The following is a 24,535-nucleotide window of genomic DNA, read 5'->3' on the forward strand; positions in this document are numbered from 1 at the left end:
TGAGGCTATTCTTAAGGATGTACTAACTTTTCAAGTTCCCTCTTAAGTCTGGAAACCGGGAGCCCTACAACTGAGAAGTAGTCACCTTCGATTCTCTTAACCAGCAAGGAACCAAATCCCTGTATCCCGTAGGATCCCGCTTTGTCAAACGGTTCTCCGGTCAATACATATTGTTCAATTTCTTCTTTTTTTAATGGCCAAAATTCTACATCTGTTTTTTCATAAAACAAGATAGAATCTTGCCCTCTTAATAAGGCAACTCCTGTATAAACCTGGTGTACATTACCGGATAAACGATTCAGCATGGAAATTGCTTCATCTTTATTTTTCGGCTTACCAAGGATGTCACCATCCATTACTACAATCGTATCTGCGCCTATCACAACGGAATCACGGTTAGTTTCAGCGATAACAGTTGATTTTATGCGTGCTAATTCCATCACTATTTCGTGAGGTTCCATTCCATCCTGATAGGTTTCGTCTGCATAACTTACTTTCACCTGAAATGGTATGTTCAGCATTTCAAGCAATTCTTTTCTCCTTGGGGAAGAAGAAGCCAAGATTAAATCCAATCCTTTTCGCCACCTGCCATAAGAATTTATATAGATAGGGAGATACATATTCATCCTAACAGAATACGACACCATTCTCAATTCTTAAAACAAAATAAAAAAGAGTACCCCGAAATGTGAAGTACCCTTTTAAACACAAAATGTATTTTTTATTTCCCGGAAAATACATTATAATCTATACCATTCATCAAAAAATTGAAGTATACATTTTTGAAGCTGCATTAAGGATGCTTCTTCTGGTTTAGATTGATAGGTAGACCAAGTTTTATTCATACTTTCACTTAAATTATGGAGATTTTGCAATTCTTTCGGAATATTCTCCAAATTAATAGACTTTATATCTGGCTTTTCTTTCGTTTCACTTTGTAATAGGCCCTCTGAAGCCAATTGTGTGTATTGACCGGTGTTGTGAATCATATTATGGATGACCTCTGTTTCTTTTGGTGTGTAAGCTTTTTTTGTTTGGCCCTGAAAACGGATTTCCTTCCAATACGTATCGACACCTTCTCCTCTATATAAAAGTGCCAATTTCTTTGTATCCTGCAACGTAGCCGCTGCTCCTATATAAATAAAATATTTATCCTCCTGTTTAAGAATGATAGCAGGAATTCCATCCCCTTCAATAAGCGAGGCACGTTGTTCTGCAGCCTGTTTACTCGAGTAGACGCCGCCCTGGACGACAAAAGCATTCATATCCTTGACCATTTGCTTCTCCTGAGGCGCTTGTTTATTGGAACCAAGCAGAGGAACAGAGTCCGGTACTTTAACAGTTTCCTCTCCGCCGCCGAATAGGACAATTTTTAATATTACAACTCCAAATAATGTCCCGATTATAAGTGCTACCAATACAGGAATTCCCGCTGCAAGAACTGGTAATTTATTCATTTTTACATGGTCAAGAAAAGCCGTTTTTTGTGCCAGCTTTGTTTTTGCCTCGTTTTTTTTAACAGATTTTTCTTCGGGTACTGCCCAAAGAGACGGTTCTTGTTCATCCTCAACCGTGCTGGCAATTTCTTGGATCGTATCCAAAGTATCTGGATCTTCACTTGGAATCCATTTGTATTCCTTTTTTTCGCCATTTATGTTTACGATGATTGTTCGTTCCCGGGTTGGCTTATCCATTCCTTTGCCTCCGCGTTTTTTGTTCATCTTATCATTCCGTAAAAAAAAAAGAACAAGACTCTTGTCGTCTTGTCCAAAAAGGTTTCGCCAAATTTCTAGGATTCTCTATCCTCAACATTCTCTTCACGTATTTGATCAAGAGGCAACGGCAAATAACCTTCACCTTGCTTTTCACCGCATAATTTACGTTTCATTCCAATTAAACAGATGGATACCGCTTTCCCATCCTTAAATAGTACATAGGAATCTGTATGATTTAATCCCCATTTATCTCCTGTATCCGGACCAATGATGACATCCAAAAAACCTGAGGTAACAAGTTCGTTATATGTTACTGGATTTACTAACGGTTCTTTATTGAATTCTTTATTCTTATAATAAACCGTACTGGCATTACGCATGATATAGGCCTTAGAGACGAAGGCCTGCTTTCTCGCCTTTTGTATGACATCACCAATCACCAGGACAGCCATTGAAGCTATAATACCCAATATGACAATAACCCGCCAATAACTCAATTAAGGTAGCTCCATTTTCATTAGACTTCCTATTTATATTCCTTATCATTTAACTCACAACCTGAATGCTTCTATTAAACTACTCATCATCTTTTTTTGAATCCTCATATACATCCGGTGCAATGCTTAATGGATTATCTTTATTAGCTGGAGGAGGCACCTCTATATCCGGCAATTGGTTTTGCAAATCTAATCGCATTCGTTATGATTTCAGTTGATGATAAATCCTTTAGATAATAGGCCGCTTCTTCTGCTTTATCAAACCGTACTTCGAGTTTAATAGCACCATTTTCCGCATAAGAAAAGGTTTCAATAAATCCTCGTTCCGACAAAAATCCAATCAAATGTTTTAAAAGAAGTACTGTTTTAACAGGGTATTGGTTTGCCCATTTAACCTTTTCTGTTAATTGAGCAACAGAATTGCTATTCTCCTGAGATACAACCTTCTGCTGTTCCACTTCAATCATTTGAGCAGTCATTTCATATTCTTGTTCTAATGCATTCAACTGGCTTTGATTGCTCTGATATTGCCAAAAGTAAAGGATTCCGCAGAGAATACCGAGAAACACTGCAGATAAGATAATCAGGAGTACACCACGGTTTTTGCGCTCTTTTTTTGGCAGCAAGTTAATTTCTACAAGCATCATCTCACTCCTTTAAGAGCCAATCCCCCGGCTAAAAAAAGGACTCCGGCAATTCAGGTTCCTTATTGGTTTGTATATATCCCTTTGGAATACTCACCACAGTTTGATCATATCTATTTTTTATGTCAGTGATCACTTCAGTTAGATAAGGATGATCACCGGTTATGATTATTTTAGTGACCTGATGCTGCTCATGGCTTAAGGAATATTGATAAAAGCTTAGCACCCGATCAATTTCTGTATAAGTATCCTCCAACAATTGCATATAATCTTCTTTGTCACTGGAATATTCCATAATTTGCTGATCTTCATTTATACGCAATAGTTCCCATTCACTACTTTGCCCTGTAATAGGGATATTTTTCATAAAGATCGGCTTATCATTTACAAAAACACTTGTGTTGACGGTATGCAAATTAAATTCAATCAGTAAGAGATGGTCTTTCGAATCTCTTTTTCCTGCATGAAAAAACAGCCTGTACAGCGACAAAGGCGAAATATCTGCTTCTATAGGATAAAGCTGAGATTTTTCAAGCAAAGTGGCGTACTCCGATACCACCTCTTCTTCAGCAGCGAATAACAGAATTTCCTTTTTTCCTCCGTCTCTTCCAACAGAACCACATCAAAAATGGGTTCCTCAAATGGAAGATGTATACTCGTTCCCATTTCCAAATATAAGTAGCCCTTGATTTCATCATCTTTAATATCCTTTGGAATGGCAACCTTACGAATGACCAAACGGGAGTCTGGTACTAAAAACCGCACCTGACGTTTCTGTATTTTTCATTTAACAACACAATCACCTAAAATATCCTTTAGAAGGTCAAAATCAGTAATAATGCCATCCTTTATAACACCGGCAGGTAAAAAATGCTCACCGCATTTATGAACAATCGGTGGGTCCAGCTGTTTAAGTTCTACATAACGAATCACATGGTCTTTTAATACCAGGTTCACAACCCGATTGCTGCCTGAAAATAAAGTAAAAGCCATTATAACTTCTCCCTTCCAAATCAATCACAAAAATTGTAAATACCAGTCTAGCAAGAACTCTCCAAAAAAGTAGGCCACCAGTGTACCAACGACGATGAACGGTCCAAATGGAATCGGCTTCCGCCGCTTCACAAGACCGATTAACATCCCAATGACTCCAAAGACAGCTCCAAAAAAGGTGGAGAATATAAAGGCGAGAATAACTCCCTTTACTCCCATCACAAATCCAATTAAACCGAATAATTTAATATCTCCGCCACCCATGCCGCCTTTGCTGATTACAGCGATAAAAAATGGGATTCCAAACCCGACAATAGCACCAGCTATACCGTCCCACCATGGGTCCAAAGGAATAAATACCCGAATAAACAAAAAAACAACTGTAAAAAACAGCAGAATTTTGTTCGGTATAAGCATGTACGTAATATCCGATATAAAAATAATGATCAGCAGGGAAATAAGTGCCCATGCCACAAACAATTCAGCAGTCCAGCCCAGCAGCATCGGAGCTGCCATAAATAGAATAGCCGTTGTCAGTTCCATCATCGGATAAATAGGTGAAATGCCCGCCTTACACTTACGGCACTTCCCCCCTTGAAACAAGTAAGACAATACAGGGATAAGCTCTATCGGTGTCAATGTATGGCCGCAGGCCGGACAAGCCGACCTCGGAGCCACAATCGATTCCTTCGCTGGAATCCTCAAACCTACCACATTATAAAATGAACCAAAGATGAGACCGGTGAGGAAGATTAAGAGATAGAGAGTAAACATTACAATCATGTAATATTTTCCATCTAATTCTTCTCGAAGTGCTACAAATTTTTTCATTGGCGTTGACGTATATTCATATTGGGTATCCCCTAAAAGATCCTCAAGCTTTGTCGGGTAATAATTTTTATTATCGTAAATCTCCAAAACTCTTATTTTTGGAGTGCTTTCCGCTCCATGTGTTACGTTAGGAGCCTGCAATACCGTTGGAAATAAAATAATAATAGCAATTGCTAGTTTTAGCCGTCTTTTCATATACCCACCCCTCTACCCTGTATTTTAAATAGAATCTATTCTTCACTCATACAAATTACCTATATTATCACTTATTATACATTCTTTACCATTATATTGTATATTTTTCAATAAATTATCTGCTCTATTTATAAATATTAACCTTATAGGATATTGTTGATTTACAGAGATAGGTAGATTTAACCTCATCTTTTTATCAAAATAGTAATAAATCCTTGAATTACTTCGATTTCTCTTTCAAAACTTTTATCAGCTGTTCCATATATGAAACTCACTTCCAAACAAGTAGCTTTAGTCTATTTCTCTTGAACAAAAAAGACGTATTCCTCCTCTCTAGTAGTCGGAATACGTCTCTTTTATTTAATATATTGCGCCACTTTGTTACGTCCGGCGCGTTTTGCTCCTGTATACATAGCCCGGTCTGCATGACGGATTAATGAGTGAGGATCATCCGCATCAATTGGAGCGGTTGAAACTCCAATTGATGCAGTTACTCTTACATGAACCCTCCTGCTTTCACTACCTAAATCAGATACTAATTCATACGGCTTTGTTCCAATTTTTTGACGTACCAGTTCGGCAAATTTATAGCCTTCCTCCACTCCTGCACCAGGGAGGACAAGCACAAATTCTTCACCGCCATATCTGGCTGCAATCCCTTTAAATTGTACGAGTGAAGACAAACGTTCTGCTACCTGGCATAAAACTTCGTTCCCACCCAAATGTCCGTAAGAGTCATTTATTGACTTAAAGTGATCCAAGTCTATTAAGATAAGAGTTAATGTATCCAGCTTTCTTCCCCTTATCAGGATAAATTGTTCTTTTAAGTAATCTTCCAGAAAATAGTTGTTATATAGATTTGTTAAAGAGCAGCGTTCACTTTTGGCTTTTGTTTCTTCATAATGCTTCGCATTTTCAATAGCTGAAGCCAGATATGTAGAAAGAATATCTGCAATCGTTATCTGACTGTTTTCAAAAAAGTTTCTTTTCGAAGATATATGAAGGACAATCCCTTCCATTTGCTCTGCATTTAAAACCGGAACAATCAAGACGCTTTCTGCCCAATCAGGAATACCATGGTTTTCGTATTTCTTCAGGGAGGCAGAGCTCTGAATCAGCAATGTTTTTTTTGATTTCCATACTTCTCCTAACAAGCTGTCTGTTGCCGAGATTAAATTCAAATGGGGCATACCAGTCTCATTTTTACTTTCATAACGAACCATACGAAGGCGATTATTGGCTTTGCTATCCACACTAAGAATATAGGTTTCGTCCACTGGGAAAATCCTTGAAATTTCACCCAAAAATAAATCCAGTACTTGCTTGACTTCTAATCTTTCTGTCAATCTGTGACCAATTTGGCTCGCTTTTTGCAAATCTTCATTCATATGGTCAGCCCGATAATACAGTCTCATCACAAGAGCCAAACTCACAAGCGGTACGCCAACAATAATAATGGCTACCACCCCCAGCTCCTGATAGGTTGAATACAATAATAAACCGATTGGAAAGATGATAATACTGGATACGATATCCGCAACCTGATCTTTTGCAACAAACTCTACTTTTGCCTTATATACAAACACATCTATGAGTAAAGCACAAATAAAATTAGATAAGAACCAGACAATTTGGTGGATTACAATTAATGAAAATACACTTATATCCGATAAGTCCAAATTAGAATGCTGACCGCCAAGCAAATAATAGATTAATCCGCTTGTTAATGAATTAATAAAAAACATTAAAGAATTCATCGGAATGCGGAAAAGCTCATCCTTGCTTATTTTTATTCTATAGAGCAATGTTATTACTCCGATTTGCGAAAGGATTATTTCAACAAATAATCCGTACTCAAGGAATAGAGCCAAGGATACACCCTGAAGGAGAAAAATTGGCAATCCATTTATCATAATAGGGTAATACGTAATAATACAAAGCAGTAATAGGAACAGAAGAATATCAATCGAAAAAAAGCTTCCTAAAATAGGATACTCCGTATATGAAATATATAAACTTGCAGGGACGATCAATAACCAAAGTATCCAAATAATGAAGCGTTTTTGTTTTGTAACCATTACCGCCCCTCCGTTCAGGAATTTCATCCATCTTATGTCAAATTTTATCAAAAATTCTGACATATGTCACACAAGTATTTACAAAAACAGGTCTTATGGAGGATTGTCATGAACATCATTACTTTTACATGAATTTAGTTATGACTTTCGAATAATTTCATTGACGATATATGGACGAATAGACGCCAAAAAATATAAAGAGCCTGTGACCAATAGCATATCTCTGTCTTTCATTTTGGCTAATATCTCATTTATTCCTTCTACCCAATCTTTTTTTACATCCTTATGAGGGTGTCGGCTATGTTTAAAAAGCTCCTCTGCCTCATTCATTCGTTCTAATGGAATCTCCGTAAAAGTTATACTTGCTGCCTTTTGTTCAATCATCTGAATCATCTTTGTATAATCCTTGTCCTTTAAGGCCGCAAACAAAATATGTATATCACAATTTGGGTAACGATCATCAATCGTTGAAAGCAGAGAGTTTATACCTGACACATTATGTGCGCCGTCCAGGATGATTAGCGGCTGGTTCGACACAATCTCAAAACGCCCTTTCCATCTGGCAGATGCCAGTCCTTTTCTGATACTTTCTTCCCGAATCGAAAAGCGATACGTTTCACTAAGTAATATTGAACTGATGACAGCAAGCGCTGCATTCTCAACTTGATGGCTTCCAAGCATGCTAATATGTAAATTCTCCAGTAAGTATTCTCGCCATTTAACCGTGAAAACTTCCTGATTTTTAGGGTGAGAGCGGTTCAAAATCTTAAATTCTTTTCCTAGCGTATATAAAGCAGCATTCATTTTCTCTGCCTGTTTTGTTAGGGGCTCTAATGCTTCCTCATCTTTTACACCTGTAACAACTGATGTTCCATTCTTGATAATACCTGCTTTCTCTGTTGCAATTTCACCCAAAGAATTTCCGAGAATGTTGGTATGCTCTAAAGAGATGCTGGTAATGATCTCCAAAAGCGGTTCAATTACATTAGTGGAATCAAGTCTCCCCCCAAGTCCGGTTTCAATAATAAGAATATCCGGTTGCTCATTTTTAAAATGCAGAAAAGCTAATATAGTCGTTACTTCAAAAGCAGTTAGATAATCCCCTTTTTGCTCTGATTCATTTATTACAGGGAGGAGGTAATTTAATAATTCAACTAGCTTATTGTCCGAAATCATTTCCTCATCAATCATAATTTGTTCGTTCAGCTTTTCAAGATAGGGAGATGTAAAGGTACCTACCCGGTAGCCCTCTGCCACCAAAATATGTTTTAAAAATGTAAGCGTAGAACCTTTGCCATTTGAGCCTGCTATATGTATACAAGGAATGCTGCGCTCCGGATTTCCCAATTTACGTAAGACTCTTTCCATTCTTTCCAGGCCAAAATCCATCCCAAGTTTTGCTGTACGGTCTGCAAGAAACTTCTCTGCCTGTTGATAATCCTGTATCATTTTTTTCACTCCTCAACCATTGCGCTATGTATTAGTATGACATGATTGAACAAAAACACCCTGTTCAAATGCTTCGAACAGGGCGCAATAAAATGTCTTAAGCCAATTCTTCTAAATCCTTCAGGCGGCTTTGTACAGCCTCACGTTTTTCAACATAGTCTGCCAGCTTCGCTTTTTCTTCTTCAATCACCTTTTCAGGCGCTTTTTTCATGAAGCCTTCATTGGATAGCTTTTTCTCAATTCTTTCTACTTCTTTTTTCCATTTTTCAAGTTCTTTTTGAAGACGTTTTTGTTCCTCTTCAATATTTAATAGACCTTGCAATGGAAGAATTAATTCAACACCCGTTACGATAGCTGTCATCGCTTTATCATCAGCAGGGATGTCTGTACCAATTGTTAATTCCTCTGGATTACAGAAGCGCTCGATATAGCTGCTGTTTTTCTCAAGAACAGCTTGTGTTTCTGCATCTTTCGCCTTCAAAGAAAGCTTGATTTTTTTGCTGAGCGGCGTGTTCACTTCTGCGCGAATATTACGTACTGTACGAATGATTTCGACAAGCAATTTCATTTCATCAGAAGCTTTTTCATCCGTTAAGTCCGGATTTACAACAGGCCAAGATGCTGTTGTGATGGACTCCCCTTGGTGAGGAAGGTTCTGCCAAATTTCTTCAGTGATGAATGGCATAAATGGATGTAACAATCGCATCGTTTGATCCAATACGTACGCAAGGATAGAACGTGTTGTAAGTTTAGCTTCCTCGTCTTCTCCATATAGAGGGAGCTTCGCCATTTCAATATACCAATCACAGAAATCATCCCAAATGAAGTTGTATAATGCACGGCCAACTTCACCGAATTCATATTTATCTGCCAGTCTTGTTACAGTTTCAATCGTTTCGTTTAGACGAGTTAAAATCCATTTATCCGCAACTGATTTTTTGCCTGTTAAATCAATCTCTTCATATTTCAGCCCATTCATATTCATCAAGCAGAAACGGGATGCATTCCAAATTTTATTGGCAAAGTTCCAAACAGATTCTACTTTTTCATAGCTGAAACGTAAATCCTGACCTGGTGAGCTTCCAGTTGTTAAGAAATATCTTAATGAATCCGCACCATATTTCTCAATAACCTCCATTGGATCTACACCATTACCAAGAGATTTACTCATTTTCTTGCCATGCTCATCACGTACAAGTCCATGAATCAATACATCTTTGAATGGACGCTCTCCAGTGAATTCAAGTCCCTGGAAAATCATTCTTGATACCCAGAAGAAAATAATATCGTATCCAGTCACAAGAGCTGCTGTTGGATAATAACGTTTAAAGTCTTCTGAATCTGTATCAGGCCAGCCCATTGTGGAAAACGGCCATAACGCAGAACTGAACCATGTATCCAATACATCTGTATCCTGCGTCCAGTTTTCGATATCTGCAGGATCTTCCATTCCTACATGTACCTCGCCTGTTTCCTTATGGTACCAAGCCGGAATGCGGTGACCCCACCAAAGCTGTCTGGAGATACACCAGTCATGGATATTATCCATCCAATTCAAATATGTTTTCTCAAAGCGTTCCGGTACGAATTCTACTTTACCTTCAGTGGATTGCATTTCAATTGCACGCTCTGCCAATGGTCCCATTTTAACAAACCATTGTGTAGATAAATAAGGCTCTACAACAGATCCGCTTCTTTCAGAGTGTCCAACCTGATGGATATGCTCTTCAATTTTGAACAACACTCCCTGATCCTGAAGATCTTTCACAATTTGCTTACGGCAATCGAAACGGTCCATACCTTCATATTTGCCAGCCTTCGCGTTCATCGTTCCGTCTTCATTCATAACTAGAATGCGTTCAAGATTATGACGATTACCTACCTCGAAGTCATTAGGATCATGTGCTGGTGTAATTTTTACAACGCCGGAACCAAAATCCATCTCTACATAATCATCGCCAACAATCGGAATTTCTCTTCCTACGATTGGCAGGATAACCGTTTTTCCAATCAGGTGCTTATAACGGTCATCTTCCGGGTGAACTGCAACTGCTGTATCGCCAAGCATTGTTTCCGGACGAGTTGTCGCAACTTCAATATGCCCGCTGCCATCTGCAAGTGGGTAGCGCATATGATAAAAAGCACCCTTAACCTCTTTATGAATTACTTCAATATCAGAGATCGCTGTTTTTGTACTTGGATCCCAGTTAATAATATATTCACCGCGGTAAATAAGGCCTTTTTCATAAAGTTTTACAAACACTTCACGAACAGCTTTTGAAAGTCCCTCATCTAGAGTAAAGCGTTCACGAGTATAATCAAGGCCCAATCCAATTTTTGCCCATTGCTCACGGATATGAGATGCGTATTCCTCTTTCCATTTCCATGTTTCTTCAACAAATTTCTCACGTCCCAAATCATAACGTGAAACACCTTGATTGCGCAGTTTTTCTTCTACCTTCGCTTGAGTTGCGATTCCCGCATGGTCCATACCTGGCAGCCATAATACGTCATAACCCTGCATTCTCTTCATTCTTGTCAAAATATCCTGAAGCGCAGTATCCCATGCATGACCTAAATGCAGTTTACCCGTTACGTTTGGAGGAGGAATTACAATCGTATAAGGTTCTTTTTGTTTATCCTGTCCCGCTTCAAAGAATTTACCCTTTAACCACCAATCATAGCGTCCTTTTTCGATTGATTGAGGATCGTATTTGGTTGGCATACCAATATCCGTTTGTTGCTCCATTTTTCATTCTCCTTTACTTTCATAATTGGTGAAAAACGCAATAAAAAAACCGCTTCATCCTCTATATAAAAAGGACGAAACGGTATGTCTCGCGGTACCACCTTTGTTCCAATACAAATAACTGTTGTATCGGCACTTCATTTCGTTAACGGCTCTTCACCGGTTATCCGCTACTATTGACGTTCACGGAAACAGCTCCCGGGCGACCTTCTGCGATTACGGTTACTGAAGGAATCTTACAGCCGATGGATTCCTCTCTCTTACAGTCTTAATCACATACTCTTCCCATTCAAAGCTTTTCATTGTTATTTTGGTTTCTCATAATCGGAAATCATTTTTTAATACTGTTATCATACATAAGTATGCATCTACTCGTCAATCATTGTTTCCCATTTTTCTATATTTTATTCAAGCCTATGTCCAAGGTGTCATCGTCAATTCTCATTCTTAGACGCTTTAAATAATGCTGTACAGACACCCATTCAGGGGTAATTTTATATTCTATCATAAAGGGGGAATTTACATGCGAAAAAAGGTAACTCAATACAATATGCCTCCGTGGATTCGAAATACAAGAAATGTCTTACAGCAATTCTCCATTCCCTTTGCCGTTTTTCAAGGAATCCGGACATTCTTTTTTCCGACCACTTTTGATTTATTTCTGCTATTATTACTGATTGGTCTTGCTTTAGCCTTCCACTTTGATATTCTGTAATCTTTTATAACTATTCATTTAGACCAGGTAGGTTTGCCTGGTTTTTGTTTGATACAGCCTATCATTTTATTATGTTGATGCCATATCTTTTATTTCTCTTCCTTCGCCTTTTTGCTTTCTTCTATTTGTTCCATCCTCATAATAATATATTCAATGTTTTTTAATAACCAATACTGCCTTTGGAATCTTCGGCAAAATTGTATTTCATCCTGTTTACCTTTTTTTCTGGAGTATTGTTCTACTACCTTGATACAATTAGCCGGATAGGCTAAATAGGATAAGAATAAACGCAGCTCACCCTCCTTGTAGGGAAAATACTTCAGATAAAGATAGATCCACTCAACTATTTCTTCACCCTGGATTGGATAAGTTTTTAACTGCTTAACGACAAAAGGCAATAAGTCGAAATAGGCAGGTGCGGTTTTACTCTGTTCAAAATTGATAAAATGGCCATAACCATTTTCACTATATAAGAAATGATGAATTGAGATATTTCCATGGGTCACCACACTGCGTACTTTTTCTTCTTCCTTTGTTAGGTCAAACCACTCCTTCAGTTTATTTAAGGAATACGTCAGAGCCTGAGACAAGTCATAAAAGCACATACTAAACAACTGCTCAAACGGAGACATATACCACTTCTTTTCGATGGTTGTTACCATTTCACGAATAAATTCCTTTTGCTCCTCCCACTCCTTGACTGTTTTTTCATAATGCTCTTCCCGTTCCTCTTTCGTAATGTTAATTTCTTTGCCAGATAGCGTATGCATTCTTGCCAATTCCCTGAACATCTGCTGGTGTCGTTCTGCCCGTTCCTCTATATGTTCATCCGGCAGCCAAGGCATAAGGTAACTGATTTTATCATGAGTTAATACTCCATATCTGCCATCAACTGTTGGAAAAATCGGAACAATTCGGTTATATCCATTTTGATATAGGTTCTGCACATTTTTGATAAAATCAATGCCTTTGGTTGCCGGGATGGTTTTAATCGCAAATATACCATTGTTCGTATATACTTTTTTTACTTTTCCAAAATCCTCGTAAAATTCAAGTTCCAATTGATAGTTTCTTAGAAACTCAGATATCCACTCCTGATCTTTTCTTAACATTCCTCTGGCACCCTTTCTGCATGTGCCCTTTTTGGAAACCAATGAAATCTATTTCAGCTGCCCTATCATAAGTCATTATTTTTTAATGAGCTATGCAGCCATGTTTCTCACAGTTAAATTGCATTGTACTATTCCTATTAAAAAAGCAGAGCATATAATGCTGTGCTCTGCTGTTAACTAGACCTATTATTTATAAGAAGCAGCAGCTTCAGGAATATAAATTACCTGACCAGCTTTTAGATCGGATGTTAATTCCAACCCGTTTATTCTCGCGATATGCTGAACGCTCGTTTTATATCGATCTGCCAGAACATCAATATTTTCTCCATTTTGGACAATACAGACTCTTACTTTTGATTGTTGTGATTCTTCCTCCTCTGTAAATAAATCGTATAACAAAGATTTAGACTTACCTTCAGTTTGATCTTCGTTCTCCTTCCCATTCTTTCTTTTAGAATCAGACGATTGATACTTTTTCTCTACATACTGATTGGATGTTTGTTCTTTTTTCTGTTGACGTATGCGAGAAACATTTGTTTCCGGTTCTACTGCAGCTTTATTCAAATCTGGTGCTACATTCGCTTGAGATTGGTGCGGCTGTACTCTGTCATATTCAGGACTTTCCTCTTTTTCATATTCTGAACTTTCCTCTTTTCCATACTCGGCAGTAAAAGGAACGACTTCCATTAATTCCGGAGGACCCTCATCAAATCTATTATCATATGGAATGGAAAAAGATTGGTTTTCATCTTTTTGCTTTTGTCTGTCAACTAATTGGTCCGGTTCAAAAGCAAAAGGGCTATAGTCCTTGTCTGTATGATCTGACTCATCATTCGGCTGTGTTTCTTCATAATCGGCTGGTTGATGCAGTCGGGGTGACAATTTAGTTTCAACATAAAAATGGTCATCCTGGTTATGATTACTCTCTATATAAGAAGTTGGGTTCTTGAGATAAATCTCAGGCGAATCTGCCAAATCCTCCTGCTCCTGATCCTCATCCTCAGAATTTTCCCGATATAAATGCACCTCTATCTGTTCTTCCTCTTGCTCATTATGGACTTCTGCCTGAATAGTAATCTCCTCTGCTGACTCCTCAAAATCTTCGTTGATTTTATTCCATGTATGAGTATGATGCTCTTCCTGAAATCGCCCGGATGTTCCATTTTGATAGTTTGAAGTCTCTTCCCGTTCCTCTGTCTCTGTCACTTGCGTCTGCTCTTCAGGCAAATTATCGTAAACTCCACCAATCCATAAATCTGCTCTAATTTGCAGATATCCCTTTTCTGGCAGCTTATAATCAAAGGTATGCACACCTATATTAAGCTCATCCATTTCCCGAACTCTTTCTGCAGGAATCGTTATATCTACAGGAAATTGCTGATGGAATTCAAATAAATGATGCTCCCTTTGTTCGATTACAGAAACATAGCGCCGAAACGGATCTTCTGCTCCTTCTTCCTGTCCTGTTGCCTCAGTGGCCTTATATTCCCCCATTAAATCCAGAGTCCCTTTAAGAATCACATACTGTTCTACTTGATGAGCTGAAACATTTGGTTCAAGCGAAATGGAATACAGTTCCTCAACTTCCTGTCCCCTTTGAAACCACACACTCTCTTCTAATGAAAATCGTAATGACGATGCATGATCCTCAGACACCCAATTTCCTCCCTTCAGCCCTTTTCATCTAAATGCCATTATCAGCCTATGCTGCAGATACAGAAAATATGTGCTTTGTTAAACGTATGTCTGGAGAATAAAAAAATTCCCCCGAGAGCATACTCGGGGGAATCTACTAATCACTTTATCTCATTCAAATTGGAGCATGGACTCTCGCCTAAAACAAAGGTAAGCAGCAGTAAGAAGTCGATTAGTTCAACTAATGCTCCGTGTGGAATGAAAGTAATTCCTCAACGGACATTGTTTCACTTTATCGTTTAATTGCTTTAAACGCTTTTTGGGCAGCCTGTATAGTCTTTTGAATATCTTCATTACTATGTTCAACTGAAAGAAAGATTCCTTCAAATTGAGAAGGCGGCAAGAATACACCATTTTCCGCCATTTCTTTATAATAATTCGCAAAAAATTGAAGATCTGATTGTTTTGCAGACTCGTAATCTTTAACCTGTTCATTAGTAAAGAAGAAGCCAATCATAGACCCTGCTCGATTACACGTTAAAGGTACTTGGTAGGTTTCAGCTGCTTCCTTAAACCCTGCCTCTAAGAGATCTGCTTTTTTAGTAAACTCTTTATACGTATCCTCATTAAGCTGGATTAACGTTTCATAACCGGCTGTCATCGCAATCGGATTTCCTGATAATGTACCGGCTTGATAGATGGAACCGCTTGGCGCAATTTGGCTCATGATCTCTTTTTTACCGCCGAATGCTCCTACTGGAAGTCCTCCGCCAATTACTTTTCCTAGACAAGTTAAATCTGGAGTAACATCGAAATGACCTTGCGCACATTGATAATCAACACGGAAACCGGTCATAACTTCGTCAAAGACTAATAAAGAACCGTGATTTTCAGTAATTTCTCTTAATCCCTGCAAGAAGCCTGGCAGTGGAGGGACTACTCCCATATTTCCCGCAACTGGCTCTACAATTACAGCTGCTATATCTTCGCCATATTGGTCAAAAGCAAGTTTTACACTCTCAAGATCATTGTATGGAACTGTAATGGTATTTCGCGCAACGCCCTCTGGAACACCAGGGCTATCTGGCAAACCAAGTGTAGCAACTCCTGAACCTGCTTTGATAAGCAATGAATCTCCATGTCCGTGATAACATCCTTCAAATTTAAGGATCTTATCTCGTCCTGTATATCCTCGTGCCAGACGAAGTGCGCTCATGGTTGCTTCTGTACCGGAGGAAACCATCCGTATCATTTCAATTGATGGGACACGATCAATTACAAGCTGTGCCAATTTATTTTCCATTAAAGTTGGAGCACCAAAGCTTGTACCAGTTTCAGCAACCTTTTTAATCGCCTCTACTACCCGGTCATTTGCATGGCCAAGAATCAGCGGTCCCCAGGAAAGAACATAATCAATATATTCATTGCCATCAATATCATAGATTTTTGAACCCTTTCCTCTTTCCATAAAAATCGGATCCATATTTACAGATTTAAAAGCACGGACAGGGCTGTTTACGCCGCCCGGCAATAAATTGATGGATTCCTGGAATGCTTTCTTAGAATTTTCATATGAACGCATATGCTGCAATCTCCTTTATATATGGAATTAATTTGATTCTTTTAACCATTTTGCTGCATCTTTTGCAAAGTAAGTAATGATTAAATCTACACCGGCACGTTTCATACCAGTTAGCATTTCCATCACAATAGCTTTTTCGTCAATCCAGCCATTTGCACCAGCTGCTTTAACCATGGAATACTCTCCACTTACATTATAAGCTACAAGAGGCAGATTTACTGTATTCTTCACATCGCGAATGATATCGAGGAAAGCAAGAGCTGGCTTCACAATGATAAAATCCGCTCCCTCCTGAACGTCTGATTCAGCTTCACGCAAGGCTTCAATACGGTTGGCATAATCCATTTGATAGGATTTTCTATCACCAAATTGAGGTGCTCCGTTTGCTGCTTCACGGAATGGACCATAAAATGCGGATGCATATTTAACGGCATAGGACATGATTGGGATGTGCTGATAGCCTGATTCATCAAGACCCTGGCGAATCGCAGCCACAAATCCATCCATCATATTGGAAGGAGCAATAATATCCGCTCCTGCTTCCGCCTGGCTGACAGCTGTTTTAACCAAAAGCTCCAGACTTTCATCGTTTAAGATTTCATCATTTTCAACCATACCGCAGTGACCGTGGCTTGTATATTCACATAAACATGTATCAGCTACAACAAGAATTTCAGGATAGTTTTCTTTTACAAAACGAATCCCTTTTTGGACAATCCCATGTGTATGAAAAGCACCTGTCCCACATTCATCCTTATTTTCCTGATCCGGTACTCCAAAGAGAATGACAGATTTGATACCAAGTGAAGCCACTTCATCCATTTCCTCTTTCAAACGATCCATGGAAAATTGATAGATTCCTGGCATAGAAGTAACGGGGTTCTTTTCATTTGTACCTTCCGTAATAAAAATCGGATAAATAAAGTCTTCTACATGTAAATGTGTTTCACGCACAAGCGCTCTCATAGATTCATTTCTTCTTAATCTTCTGTGTCGATTAAATTCAATATTGGCCATTTTAAGGTCCTCCTATATTACGAATAATACTGCCTTAATTCTTTCATCATTTCATCTACGGTATATTGCTCCGGACATAATGTGACAGCCACGCCCAGTTCTTCGGCTCTTTTCCTCGTGACCGGTCCGATTGCAACTGTCACTTTATCTATCAAACAGTCAAATAAATGATGTTTTTTCACGGTCTTCATAAAATGATTTACTGTCGAAGGGCTCGTAAATAATAGAATATCTATCTTTTTATTTGTAAGTACATCCACCAAGGCTTGTTCACTGTCTTCTGGCATACGGTTGCTGTAAATAACGGACTCCTCTGTATGTATACCTGTAGCTATCAGCCCATTAAATAGATAATCTCTCGCCAAATCACCCTTTATAATGAGCACAGATTCGCTCGTATCCACTACTTCCAGAAACGCAGGCAAAAAAGATTCAGCTACATATTTCGGTGGGATAAAAGTAGGCTGCAGACCATGTTCCTGCAAGGCTGCTTTCGTTTTTTTACCAATGGCTGCTATTTTAGGATAGATTCCTTCAAATTCCATTTCGTTCAGCATCTCACAAAATAGATCAACACCCGGCTTGCTTGTGAAAACGATCCAATCAAAAGATTCCAGCCTGCTCAGCTTTTCTTTTACTGATTCAAGCCTATCTGCATCAACCTTTTGAAACGAAAGAAGAGGCACCTTAATTGGTACCCCTCCATGCTCAGCAATCATGGCACACAATTGTTCGGCCTGCGCTTCTTCTCTTGTAACCAATACGCCTTTACCCGAAAGAAACAAGGAATGCTTCATTTAGCTTTCCATCTCCTCTTTAACCTTTTCAATTAAAGTCTTTGCTCCCCGTTCGATTAGGCGATTGGCAGCTGTTATACCTAAGCTTTCAGGATCATCTCCTGAAATTTGTTCACGATAAATGGTACGCCCATCAGGCGTTCCGACGAGTGCCTGGAATTGTAAGGTCCCTTTTTCGTCTTTATATGCAAAACCTGCAATTGGAACCTGACAGCCACCCTCCATTTTATTGAGGAAGACACGCTCCGCTGTAACAGCTTCTTTTGTATCCTGACAAGTTAATTTAGCTAATTCCTGCAATAGCTCATGATCGTCTGCTCTGCATTCAATCGCCAGCGCCCCTTGGCCAACTGCAGGTATGCAAGTATCTTCATCAAGGAAATCACTGACAACATCCTTTTTCCAGCCTAATCTCGAAAGACCTGCTGCCGCCAATACGATTGCATCATATTCTTCATCTTTTAATTTTTGAATACGTGTATCCACATTCCCTCTAATCCACTTGATTGTTAAATCCGGACGTTTTGCCAACAATTGAGCACTTCTTCTTAAGCTGCTTGTACCGACAATCGCACCTTCCGGAAGTTCTGCAAGCGTTAGATTATTTTTTGAAATCAACACATCACGATGATCCTCACGCTCTGGAATACAGCCAATTGTTAACCCTTCTGGAAGCTCTGCCGGCATGTCTTTCATGCTATGAATGGCCATATCAATTTCCCCATCTAGCATGGCTTGTTCGATTTCTTTTACAAAAAGACCTTTTCCTCCGACCTTAGAGAGAGTTACGTCTAAAATCCTGTCACCCTTTGTCACAATTTCTTTCAATTCAAATTCAAACGGTAATCCCAGATTTTTCAGCTGGTCAATAACCCAATTAGATTGTGTCAATGCTAATTTACTTCTACGTGAACCGATAATGATTTTTCTCATGATTTACCCTCCATCAATAGACATGAAATGCTGATATGCTGCCGAAAAAGAAGAAATTCACTAGCACTAACAAGAATGAACCAATATTCCAATAAGCGAGTGATTTCCCATAAATCCGGTTGTTAACTTTAAGATATAAATAGATTCCATATATAATTAGGCAGGCAAATGAGCCAAGAATTTTACTATCATACCAATTAATATCCGAAACGATTATATAGGCCCATTCAAGACCTAGTATTAATGATAATAATAACAGAGGTACACCGATTGCTACCAGTATATAAGACAGCTGTTCCAGTTTCGCCAGATCTCCCAGCCTGTTCAGCCTTTTCCCCCATTTCTTTCGCTTTAATAAATCGTACTGTATTAGATACAAAATTGAAAAGACAAAGGAAAGAGCAAACGCTGCATAAGATAGAATGGCAACTGTAATATGAATCATGGATAGCTCAGATAACACCTTAGTTTGCGCTTCTGCCGTAGAATAGGATTCTAATGTTGAGAATATATGAATGACCATCAAACCAAACCCTATTACATTTGTAAAAAACATAAAAAAATCTGTCCGTATTATCCGGTTTAGGATGAGTGAAAAGGTAATCAATATCCACACGTAAAAATATAATCCTTCAAATAAGGTAAGAACCGGGAATCTTCCCACTTCAAACATATATAGACATAAAAAAATTGTTTGCATCAACCAAACAATCGAAAGAAACCAGAAGGCTGCCTTATGAGCCTTCCGATTATTTTGTAAAAAATCTATGAAATAGAATAAGACACTAAGTCCATATAATATAATTGTAATTTCTTGCAATCTATTTAAATTAATATCAATCATATATCCCATCCTTGCTTAATATGGTTGTGACACCACTTTCAAGACAGGTCTATTTTGCTGGACCGATGTTTTAGATTGGAATGGCATTGCCGCCTTAAATTCCTGTTCTTCTACAAGCTCCTCAATATTGAAGATCGAGACAAATGCCTGTAAAGCAGCCTCTGGATTCTTCATTTCTGCCATATCTTTTGCATAAAGAATCGGATCTTTAAGCATCTGATTAATGATGCTCTTCGTATGCTTATTAATAACCTTCCATTCTCTTTCACTTAGGCCTGGTAATTTACGCTGCATACTCTCCATTGTTTCTGCCTGAATATCTAATGCTTTCTCGCGCAATGCAGAAATCACAGGAACAACACCAAGCATTTTGATCCATTGATTGAATTCAACCAGCTCACTTTCAATCATGATCATAATTTGTTCTGCTGCTTCTTTTCTTTCTGCCAGGTTCGCCTGAACGATACCTTCTAAATCGTCTATATCATAAAGAAAGACGCTGTCCAGTTCCATTAGTTTAGGATCTAAATCACGCGGTACGGCAATATCAACCATAAAAATCGGACGGCCTTTTCTTAAAATGTTGATATTTTCCATCATTTCTTTTGTAATTACATATTCCTTTGATCCAGTCGAACTGATTAATATATCTGCATCAAGCAGGGCACATTGCAATTCCTGAAGCATTTTTGCCTGTCCAGAGAATTTAGATGCCAATATTTCGGCTTTTTCCAAGGTTCTGTTAATTACCGTTACTTGATTGGCACCATTGCTATATAAATTTTCAATGGCAAGCTGGCCCATTTTCCCGGCACCGACTACGAGGATTTTCTTATCCTGAAGCGAACCAAAGATTTTTTTACCAAGCTCAACCGCTGCATAGCTGATTGATACCGCATTTTTATTGATTTCCGTTTCAGAGTGAGCTTTTTTGGCAAGCGTAATCACCCGTTTAAACAGATTATTAAACAATACTCCGACGGTATTTTCTTCCTGTGCCTGCTGGAAGCTTTTCTTCACCTGTCCAAGTATTTGAGTTTCTCCCAATACCATGGAGTTCAATCCACAGGCAACCTGGAATAAATGATTAACTGCTCCGTCCTGCTCATAAACATATAAATAGGAGGAAAGTTCATTTTGGTCAACCGCGAACCACTCTGCTAAAAATTCTTTAATATAATATCTGCCCGTGTGCAGCTGATCCACTACTGCATAAACCTCTGTCCGATTACAGGTGGAAACAATGATATTTTCAAGGATACTTTTTTTCTTACTTAATGATTTCATCGCTTCCGGCAGCTGTCCCAATTCAAAACTGACTTTTTCACGGATTTCAACAGGAGCAGTTTTGTAATTAAGACCGACAACAATTATATGCATTTCCCCTGTCACACCCCCATCTGAGCATATTCTTTTGCAAGTATATCATTGGTGTATATGAAAAATTTTCCACAAATTGTGAACATTATCGTAACTCTATATCAATTAAACATGTAAATGAGAAATTCTCATGAAATAAAAACCTGATATAATTAATGTATAATAGGTTAAATCTTAATTGCCAAAATGTTTCTCTGACAGTATTATGTGTAAATTAAATCACTAATTGTACATTATCAAAGATTAGAATAATTATCAATAATAATAAACCGGGAGACTACATATGAAAGAATATCGTTATTTTTCAAGCACTATTTTGATTGGCTTTGGTCTTTTTTATTTTTTAAAATCAATTAACTTTTCCCTATTGTCACCTTATTATTCATGGGGATCTCTTTGTATTATTATCGGATTAGCCTTTCTTGCTGAAAGCAGGTTTGGCAGTCATTCTGATTTTATACTGCCTGGAATCTTGCTCACTGGATTCGGTTTACACCAATACATAGCCGTCCATTTGGAAAACTGGCCAGCTGAGCATACAGCCCTATTTTTATTTATTAGTTTGGGTCTGTTATTGCTTCATCTAAAAAAGGGAGTTGGTAAAGGCCCGGGGATTTTATTCCTCGTTGTTTCTATCATCTTTATCTTCCATGAGAGAATCTTAACTATACTGGGCTTGGTTCATTTTGTTGATTTCTTTAATCACTACTGGCCTGTTCTTTTAATGCTCATTGGCGGATTCATTCTATTTAAGAAAAAATAAAAGCAGATAGCATGGCAACCCTACCTATTGTGGTCAGGGTTGCTGCATTAGGCTATCTGCCTTTCTTTTTTATAATCTCTTTTCGTAACTTGTTACTATTAGAAAAAAAGAGAGACAACTTTTACTGTCTCCTTGTTTCACTAAAGCCCTCATAGTTTACGTACAATTGTTCATGATATTTGGTAAGCAATAGGCTGCATTCTTAAAGATTTCGTTTCCATTCTCTTACATCTATCTAGATGAAAAAGCCGCTTCCAAAAAGAAGTGACTTTCTTGTTATTCCGCTAAAGCCCCCATTAGTTTAAGTACATTTTTTCACTAACTTTGTTGATTTTCAATATTATTATTCATTGCTTGACTGCTACACCGTTAGCATCATATGAAATAGACTGTTTGGACTATCACTCTCATCTATATATTCAGTCAGCGATATTAAAGTCCAAGATATGGTCCGTATAAAGTGCATAGGATTCTACCCAATCTCACAATAGATTGGGTAGAATCCTAAAATTAATCTTCTAGCTCTTCAATCATTTCCGCATAACCGGATAGTTCAGGGTCTGTTTTAAGTTTTTTTAATGCTTTAACTAGAAGAGAAGGTTCTATGTTACCACCTCTTGCGGCCAGTTAGAAGTATAAGCCAACTGAGTTTCTTATATCCCAAGGTTTACTATCTATTAAAGGCAATACGTAATTGTCGGTAATTTTCTCATTAGGATAATCTAAAAGATTGAAAAGAGCAGCATCAAGTGTTTCATCCTTAGTTGATTGGAGCATACTAAGTAGCTCTTCATCTGATAGTTTTAATGACAACTTTTCTTTTTCATCGGGCTCGAAAGAATATAAACCATCTTCTTCGATATATAATCTTCCAATAAAATCATCAAAACTATCCGCTATGGTAATGTATTCCTTTGAATCATTTTCAATATAAACAACAGATGGTTCATCTTTGTTATTACGATAATCAAGAGCAATCCATATGTGCCCGTCACCATTTAATAGAATGAGTTCTTTAGGCATATCCCACTCTTCAATCATTTCAGGAGAATCTAAGATTCCTGGATCTTCCCCTACCCCTTGTATGTAGCTGCATTCAATAAAAGATTCATCATCTATTGTGATTCCATCTTTTAAGCGGTAAGCATTGAATCGAACACTGCCGCCATTCTGTTCTAATAAAAGCTTTCTAAAAGTTTTAGGTAATTGGTATCCTAACTCTTTTTCTGCTTTTCGAAGTTTGGCCTCCGTTAAGGGTGCCTTCCGATAATAGTCTTCTTTTTCTTTCAACCAAAATTTCATACTTATCCCCTTTTCTTAATTATCAAGGTATTTCAGCAAAGTGATGACTATTTCTTATTGAACTAATCTTTCCTGTTATTTCCATAATGATTTCGACAAAAAAGCGGAAGAATCCTTCTTCCGCTAACCTGCCCCATTTGTCTAATAACGACTAGAACATACTGATATCTATTTACTGTTTATTTTCTTTTTGGCATCCACATACCCAACTATTCCAACTATTGTGATTAAAATCAAAACATACATATCTGTAGTCAGTATGCCTTTCGTTACCAATGACAGTTCATCGTATATTCTAATCAAGAGACCAATTAGCGGGAAAATAAGAAGCGACAAAAAGAACTTTTTCCTGACTTCTAAATCTTGCATAATAATCCCCCTTAAAGCATTATTTTCCTTCTTCCGCTAACCTGCCCCTTTAGCCGCATAGCAAAATGGAACTGATCAAAACCTTTATTATAGGAGAGTAATGCCACCAATAGTCTAAGTACATAACTTCACATTCAGTTATTAAATGTAATGTCTTGACTTGGGGAAACATCAGCAAACCAACGTAATACTCCGTTATGATGGTTTATAATTTGTTGAGCAGTAATGACTTCTGAATCCCACGTGCTGTGTGTATCTGAGGCTAAAGTGACTTTATATTTCATACTAAAAGCTCTTCTACAAGTGGTATCAACACACGCTTCTGTTTGAATCCCCGAAATTATTAAATGTTCAATTCCTTGTTTTTTTAATTCAGCATCTAAAGAGGTATTAAAAAATGAATCTGGAGTAGTTTTTTGTATGATGATATCTTGATTGTTTGGAGTAATTTCAGGATGAATCTCCCAACCCTTTGTTCCATACTCTAAAGGTTTTCCAGTAGGTGCATTATGCTGTATATAAAATATTGGTGTCTCCGAAAAGCGTGCCTTAGCGATTAGTCCTTTTAAATTTTTTAGTAGACTATCCCCTCTATACACAACGTTATCTTTTAGGAACATCCCATTTTGAACGTCTATAACCAGTAGTGCTTTTTTCATTATTCTCCCCTTATCGTTTCTTTAAATAGGTTCTACTTCTAATCATTCCAATTTCTTCCTCTGCTAAACTGCCCCATTTCTACAATAAGGAATTCAACATAATAAGGCATTAATCCTTCTTGGATCAATGCCCCCGTAAATTTAATAAGAGATGATTGAAATGTTTAATGATAATAGAGTTATTTAAAAATGAAACTGTCCCGCCTACCCTTTATCGTGTACAGTTAAAAAAAAAAACTACAAGAAATAAGTCGATTGACTACAGTTACAGTTTTA

Annotated in this window: 23 protein-coding genes and 1 other annotated feature; of the genes, 2 read left to right on the forward strand and 21 right to left on the reverse strand. The window is 37.9% G+C overall.

Going from position 1 to position 24,535, the window contains the following annotated elements; genetic code table 11:
- Nucleotides 1–11: 11 nt before the first annotated feature.
- The 10 genes from AC4BHA_RS08130 to AC4BHA_RS08175 form a co-directional block, all read right to left on the reverse strand.
- Nucleotides 12–620 carry a Maf family protein gene (locus AC4BHA_RS08130; protein WP_257469172.1) on the reverse strand — a complete coding sequence of 203 codons (609 nt, stop codon included), beginning with the start codon at nucleotides 618–620 and terminating at the stop codon, nucleotides 12–14.
- A gap of 120 nt (nucleotides 621–740) precedes the next feature.
- Complete coding sequence (locus AC4BHA_RS08135) at nucleotides 741–1,694, reverse strand: hypothetical protein (RefSeq protein ID WP_139892622.1); 954 nt, start codon at nucleotides 1,692–1,694, stop codon at nucleotides 741–743.
- 95 nt (nucleotides 1,695–1,789) lie between these two features.
- Nucleotides 1,790–2,212, reverse strand: coding sequence for a type II secretion system protein (locus AC4BHA_RS08140; protein WP_490558408.1), 423 nt, complete (start codon nucleotides 2,210–2,212; stop codon nucleotides 1,790–1,792).
- A 143-nt stretch (nucleotides 2,213–2,355) separates the two neighbouring features.
- Nucleotides 2,356–2,859, reverse strand: a complete 504-nt coding sequence (locus AC4BHA_RS08145; RefSeq protein ID WP_139892623.1) for a hypothetical protein — start codon at nucleotides 2,857–2,859, stop codon at nucleotides 2,356–2,358.
- Between the two features lie 28 nt (nucleotides 2,860–2,887).
- On the reverse strand, nucleotides 2,888–3,394 hold the full coding sequence (locus AC4BHA_RS08150) for a type IV pilus biogenesis protein PilM (RefSeq protein WP_077248078.1): 507 nt from the start codon (nucleotides 3,392–3,394) through the stop codon (nucleotides 2,888–2,890).
- 245 nt (nucleotides 3,395–3,639) lie between these two features.
- Nucleotides 3,640–3,849 (reverse strand): type IV pilus biogenesis protein PilM, encoded by a 210-nt coding sequence (locus AC4BHA_RS08155; protein ID WP_077248080.1) that lies wholly within the window; start codon nucleotides 3,847–3,849, stop codon nucleotides 3,640–3,642.
- A gap of 24 nt (nucleotides 3,850–3,873) precedes the next feature.
- Complete coding sequence (locus AC4BHA_RS08160; RefSeq protein ID WP_066105695.1) at nucleotides 3,874–4,623, reverse strand: prepilin peptidase; 750 nt, start codon at nucleotides 4,621–4,623, stop codon at nucleotides 3,874–3,876.
- A 608-nt stretch (nucleotides 4,624–5,231) separates the two neighbouring features.
- The gene (locus AC4BHA_RS08165) at nucleotides 5,232–6,953 is read right to left on the reverse strand and encodes a sensor domain-containing diguanylate cyclase (protein WP_180350012.1); all 1,722 of its coding nucleotides are present in this window, start codon (nucleotides 6,951–6,953) and stop codon (nucleotides 5,232–5,234) included.
- 138 nt (nucleotides 6,954–7,091) lie between these two features.
- On the reverse strand, nucleotides 7,092–8,402 hold the full coding sequence (locus AC4BHA_RS08170; protein ID WP_148630217.1) for a bifunctional folylpolyglutamate synthase/dihydrofolate synthase: 1,311 nt from the start codon (nucleotides 8,400–8,402) through the stop codon (nucleotides 7,092–7,094).
- A 97-nt stretch (nucleotides 8,403–8,499) separates the two neighbouring features.
- Nucleotides 8,500–11,151, reverse strand: coding sequence for a valine--tRNA ligase (locus AC4BHA_RS08175; RefSeq protein ID WP_490558409.1), 2,652 nt, complete (start codon nucleotides 11,149–11,151; stop codon nucleotides 8,500–8,502).
- Between the two features lie 67 nt (nucleotides 11,152–11,218).
- Nucleotides 11,219–11,453 (reverse strand) — a binding site (T-box leader).
- A gap of 221 nt (nucleotides 11,454–11,674) precedes the next feature.
- Between AC4BHA_RS08175 and AC4BHA_RS08180 the strand changes: the two genes are divergently transcribed.
- Nucleotides 11,675–11,866, forward strand: coding sequence for a YszA family small membrane protein (locus tag AC4BHA_RS08180; protein ID WP_066105566.1), 192 nt, complete (start codon nucleotides 11,675–11,677; stop codon nucleotides 11,864–11,866).
- A gap of 89 nt (nucleotides 11,867–11,955) precedes the next feature.
- Here the strand turns inward: AC4BHA_RS08180 and ysxE are convergent, their stop codons facing one another.
- From ysxE to hemA, 8 genes are all read right to left on the reverse strand, one after another.
- The gene (gene ysxE / locus AC4BHA_RS08185) at nucleotides 11,956–12,978 is read right to left on the reverse strand and encodes a spore coat protein YsxE (protein ID WP_140461961.1); all 1,023 of its coding nucleotides are present in this window, start codon (nucleotides 12,976–12,978) and stop codon (nucleotides 11,956–11,958) included.
- A 186-nt stretch (nucleotides 12,979–13,164) separates the two neighbouring features.
- Nucleotides 13,165–14,634 (reverse strand): LysM peptidoglycan-binding domain-containing protein, encoded by a 1,470-nt coding sequence (locus AC4BHA_RS08190; protein WP_066105571.1) that lies wholly within the window; start codon nucleotides 14,632–14,634, stop codon nucleotides 13,165–13,167.
- Nucleotides 14,635–14,905: 271 nt separating this feature from the next.
- A complete protein-coding gene (hemL, locus tag AC4BHA_RS08195) occupies nucleotides 14,906–16,195 on the reverse strand; it encodes a glutamate-1-semialdehyde 2,1-aminomutase (protein WP_066105575.1) in 1,290 nt (429 codons plus the stop codon).
- 27 nt (nucleotides 16,196–16,222) lie between these two features.
- The gene (gene hemB / locus AC4BHA_RS08200; protein ID WP_066105578.1) at nucleotides 16,223–17,212 is read right to left on the reverse strand and encodes a porphobilinogen synthase; all 990 of its coding nucleotides are present in this window, start codon (nucleotides 17,210–17,212) and stop codon (nucleotides 16,223–16,225) included.
- 17 nt (nucleotides 17,213–17,229) lie between these two features.
- A complete protein-coding gene (locus tag AC4BHA_RS08205) occupies nucleotides 17,230–18,009 on the reverse strand; it encodes a uroporphyrinogen-III synthase (protein WP_490558410.1) in 780 nt (259 codons plus the stop codon).
- The gene (hemC, locus tag AC4BHA_RS08210) at nucleotides 18,010–18,942 is read right to left on the reverse strand and encodes a hydroxymethylbilane synthase (RefSeq protein ID WP_066105588.1); all 933 of its coding nucleotides are present in this window, start codon (nucleotides 18,940–18,942) and stop codon (nucleotides 18,010–18,012) included.
- A 13-nt stretch (nucleotides 18,943–18,955) separates the two neighbouring features.
- Nucleotides 18,956–19,786 (reverse strand): cytochrome C assembly family protein, encoded by an 831-nt coding sequence (locus AC4BHA_RS08215; RefSeq protein ID WP_066105591.1) that lies wholly within the window; start codon nucleotides 19,784–19,786, stop codon nucleotides 18,956–18,958.
- 15 nt (nucleotides 19,787–19,801) lie between these two features.
- Nucleotides 19,802–21,166: a glutamyl-tRNA reductase gene (gene hemA / locus AC4BHA_RS08220; RefSeq protein WP_066105594.1), complete on the reverse strand. Its 1,365-nt coding sequence runs from the start codon at nucleotides 21,164–21,166 to the stop codon at nucleotides 19,802–19,804.
- A 283-nt stretch (nucleotides 21,167–21,449) separates the two neighbouring features.
- On the opposite strand from hemA, the gene AC4BHA_RS08225 reads away from it, so the two are divergent.
- Complete coding sequence (locus AC4BHA_RS08225; RefSeq protein WP_066105598.1) at nucleotides 21,450–21,929, forward strand: hypothetical protein; 480 nt, start codon at nucleotides 21,450–21,452, stop codon at nucleotides 21,927–21,929.
- 627 nt (nucleotides 21,930–22,556) lie between these two features.
- On the opposite strand, the gene AC4BHA_RS08230 is transcribed toward AC4BHA_RS08225, so the two are convergent.
- From AC4BHA_RS08230 to AC4BHA_RS08240, 3 genes are all read right to left on the reverse strand, one after another.
- Nucleotides 22,557–23,231, reverse strand: coding sequence for an SMI1/KNR4 family protein (locus AC4BHA_RS08230; protein WP_490558411.1), 675 nt, complete (start codon nucleotides 23,229–23,231; stop codon nucleotides 22,557–22,559).
- A gap of 168 nt (nucleotides 23,232–23,399) precedes the next feature.
- Nucleotides 23,400–23,600, reverse strand: coding sequence for a hypothetical protein (locus AC4BHA_RS08235; protein ID WP_490558412.1), 201 nt, complete (start codon nucleotides 23,598–23,600; stop codon nucleotides 23,400–23,402).
- Nucleotides 23,601–23,734: 134 nt separating this feature from the next.
- Complete coding sequence (locus tag AC4BHA_RS08240) at nucleotides 23,735–24,259, reverse strand: cysteine hydrolase family protein (RefSeq protein ID WP_490558413.1); 525 nt, start codon at nucleotides 24,257–24,259, stop codon at nucleotides 23,735–23,737.
- Nucleotides 24,260–24,535: the final 276 nt, after the last annotated feature.

This window comes from Pradoshia sp. Z3_51 (genome assembly GCF_058215915.1).

Coding starts and splice junctions, on each gene's coding strand:
- AC4BHA_RS08130 (WP_257469172.1), bottom strand. CDS start 620: ATGTATCTCCCTATCTATATAAATTCTTATGGCAGGTGGCGAAAAGGA.
- AC4BHA_RS08135 (WP_139892622.1), bottom strand. CDS start 1,694: ATGGATAAGCCAACCCGGGAACGAACAATCATCGTAAACATAAATGGC.
- AC4BHA_RS08145 (WP_139892623.1), bottom strand. CDS start 2,859: ATGATGCTTGTAGAAATTAACTTGCTGCCAAAAAAAGAGCGCAAAAAC.
- AC4BHA_RS08155 (WP_077248080.1), bottom strand. CDS start 3,849: ATGGCTTTTACTTTATTTTCAGGCAGCAATCGGGTTGTGAACCTGGTA.
- AC4BHA_RS08160 (WP_066105695.1), bottom strand. CDS start 4,623: ATGTTTACTCTCTATCTCTTAATCTTCCTCACCGGTCTCATCTTTGGT.
- AC4BHA_RS08165 (WP_180350012.1), bottom strand. CDS start 6,953: ATGGTTACAAAACAAAAACGCTTCATTATTTGGATACTTTGGTTATTG.
- AC4BHA_RS08170 (WP_148630217.1), bottom strand. CDS start 8,402: ATGATACAGGATTATCAACAGGCAGAGAAGTTTCTTGCAGACCGTACA.
- AC4BHA_RS08175 (WP_490558409.1), bottom strand. CDS start 11,151: ATGGAGCAACAAACGGATATTGGTATGCCAACCAAATACGATCCTCAA.
- AC4BHA_RS08180 (WP_066105566.1), top strand. CDS start 11,675: ATGCGAAAAAAGGTAACTCAATACAATATGCCTCCGTGGATTCGAAAT.
- ysxE (WP_140461961.1), bottom strand. CDS start 12,978: ATGTTAAGAAAAGATCAGGAGTGGATATCTGAGTTTCTAAGAAACTAT.
- hemL (WP_066105575.1), bottom strand. CDS start 16,195: ATGCGTTCATATGAAAATTCTAAGAAAGCATTCCAGGAATCCATCAAT.
- hemB (WP_066105578.1), bottom strand. CDS start 17,212: ATGGCCAATATTGAATTTAATCGACACAGAAGATTAAGAAGAAATGAA.
- AC4BHA_RS08205 (WP_490558410.1), bottom strand. CDS start 18,009: ATGAAGCATTCCTTGTTTCTTTCGGGTAAAGGCGTATTGGTTACAAGA.
- hemC (WP_066105588.1), bottom strand. CDS start 18,942: ATGAGAAAAATCATTATCGGTTCACGTAGAAGTAAATTAGCATTGACA.
- AC4BHA_RS08215 (WP_066105591.1), bottom strand. CDS start 19,786: ATGATTGATATTAATTTAAATAGATTGCAAGAAATTACAATTATATTA.
- hemA (WP_066105594.1), bottom strand. CDS start 21,166: ATGCATATAATTGTTGTCGGTCTTAATTACAAAACTGCTCCTGTTGAA.
- AC4BHA_RS08225 (WP_066105598.1), top strand. CDS start 21,450: ATGAAAGAATATCGTTATTTTTCAAGCACTATTTTGATTGGCTTTGGT.
- AC4BHA_RS08230 (WP_490558411.1), bottom strand. CDS start 23,231: ATGAAATTTTGGTTGAAAGAAAAAGAAGACTATTATCGGAAGGCACCC.
- AC4BHA_RS08235 (WP_490558412.1), bottom strand. CDS start 23,600: ATGCAAGATTTAGAAGTCAGGAAAAAGTTCTTTTTGTCGCTTCTTATT.
- AC4BHA_RS08240 (WP_490558413.1), bottom strand. CDS start 24,259: ATGAAAAAAGCACTACTGGTTATAGACGTTCAAAATGGGATGTTCCTA.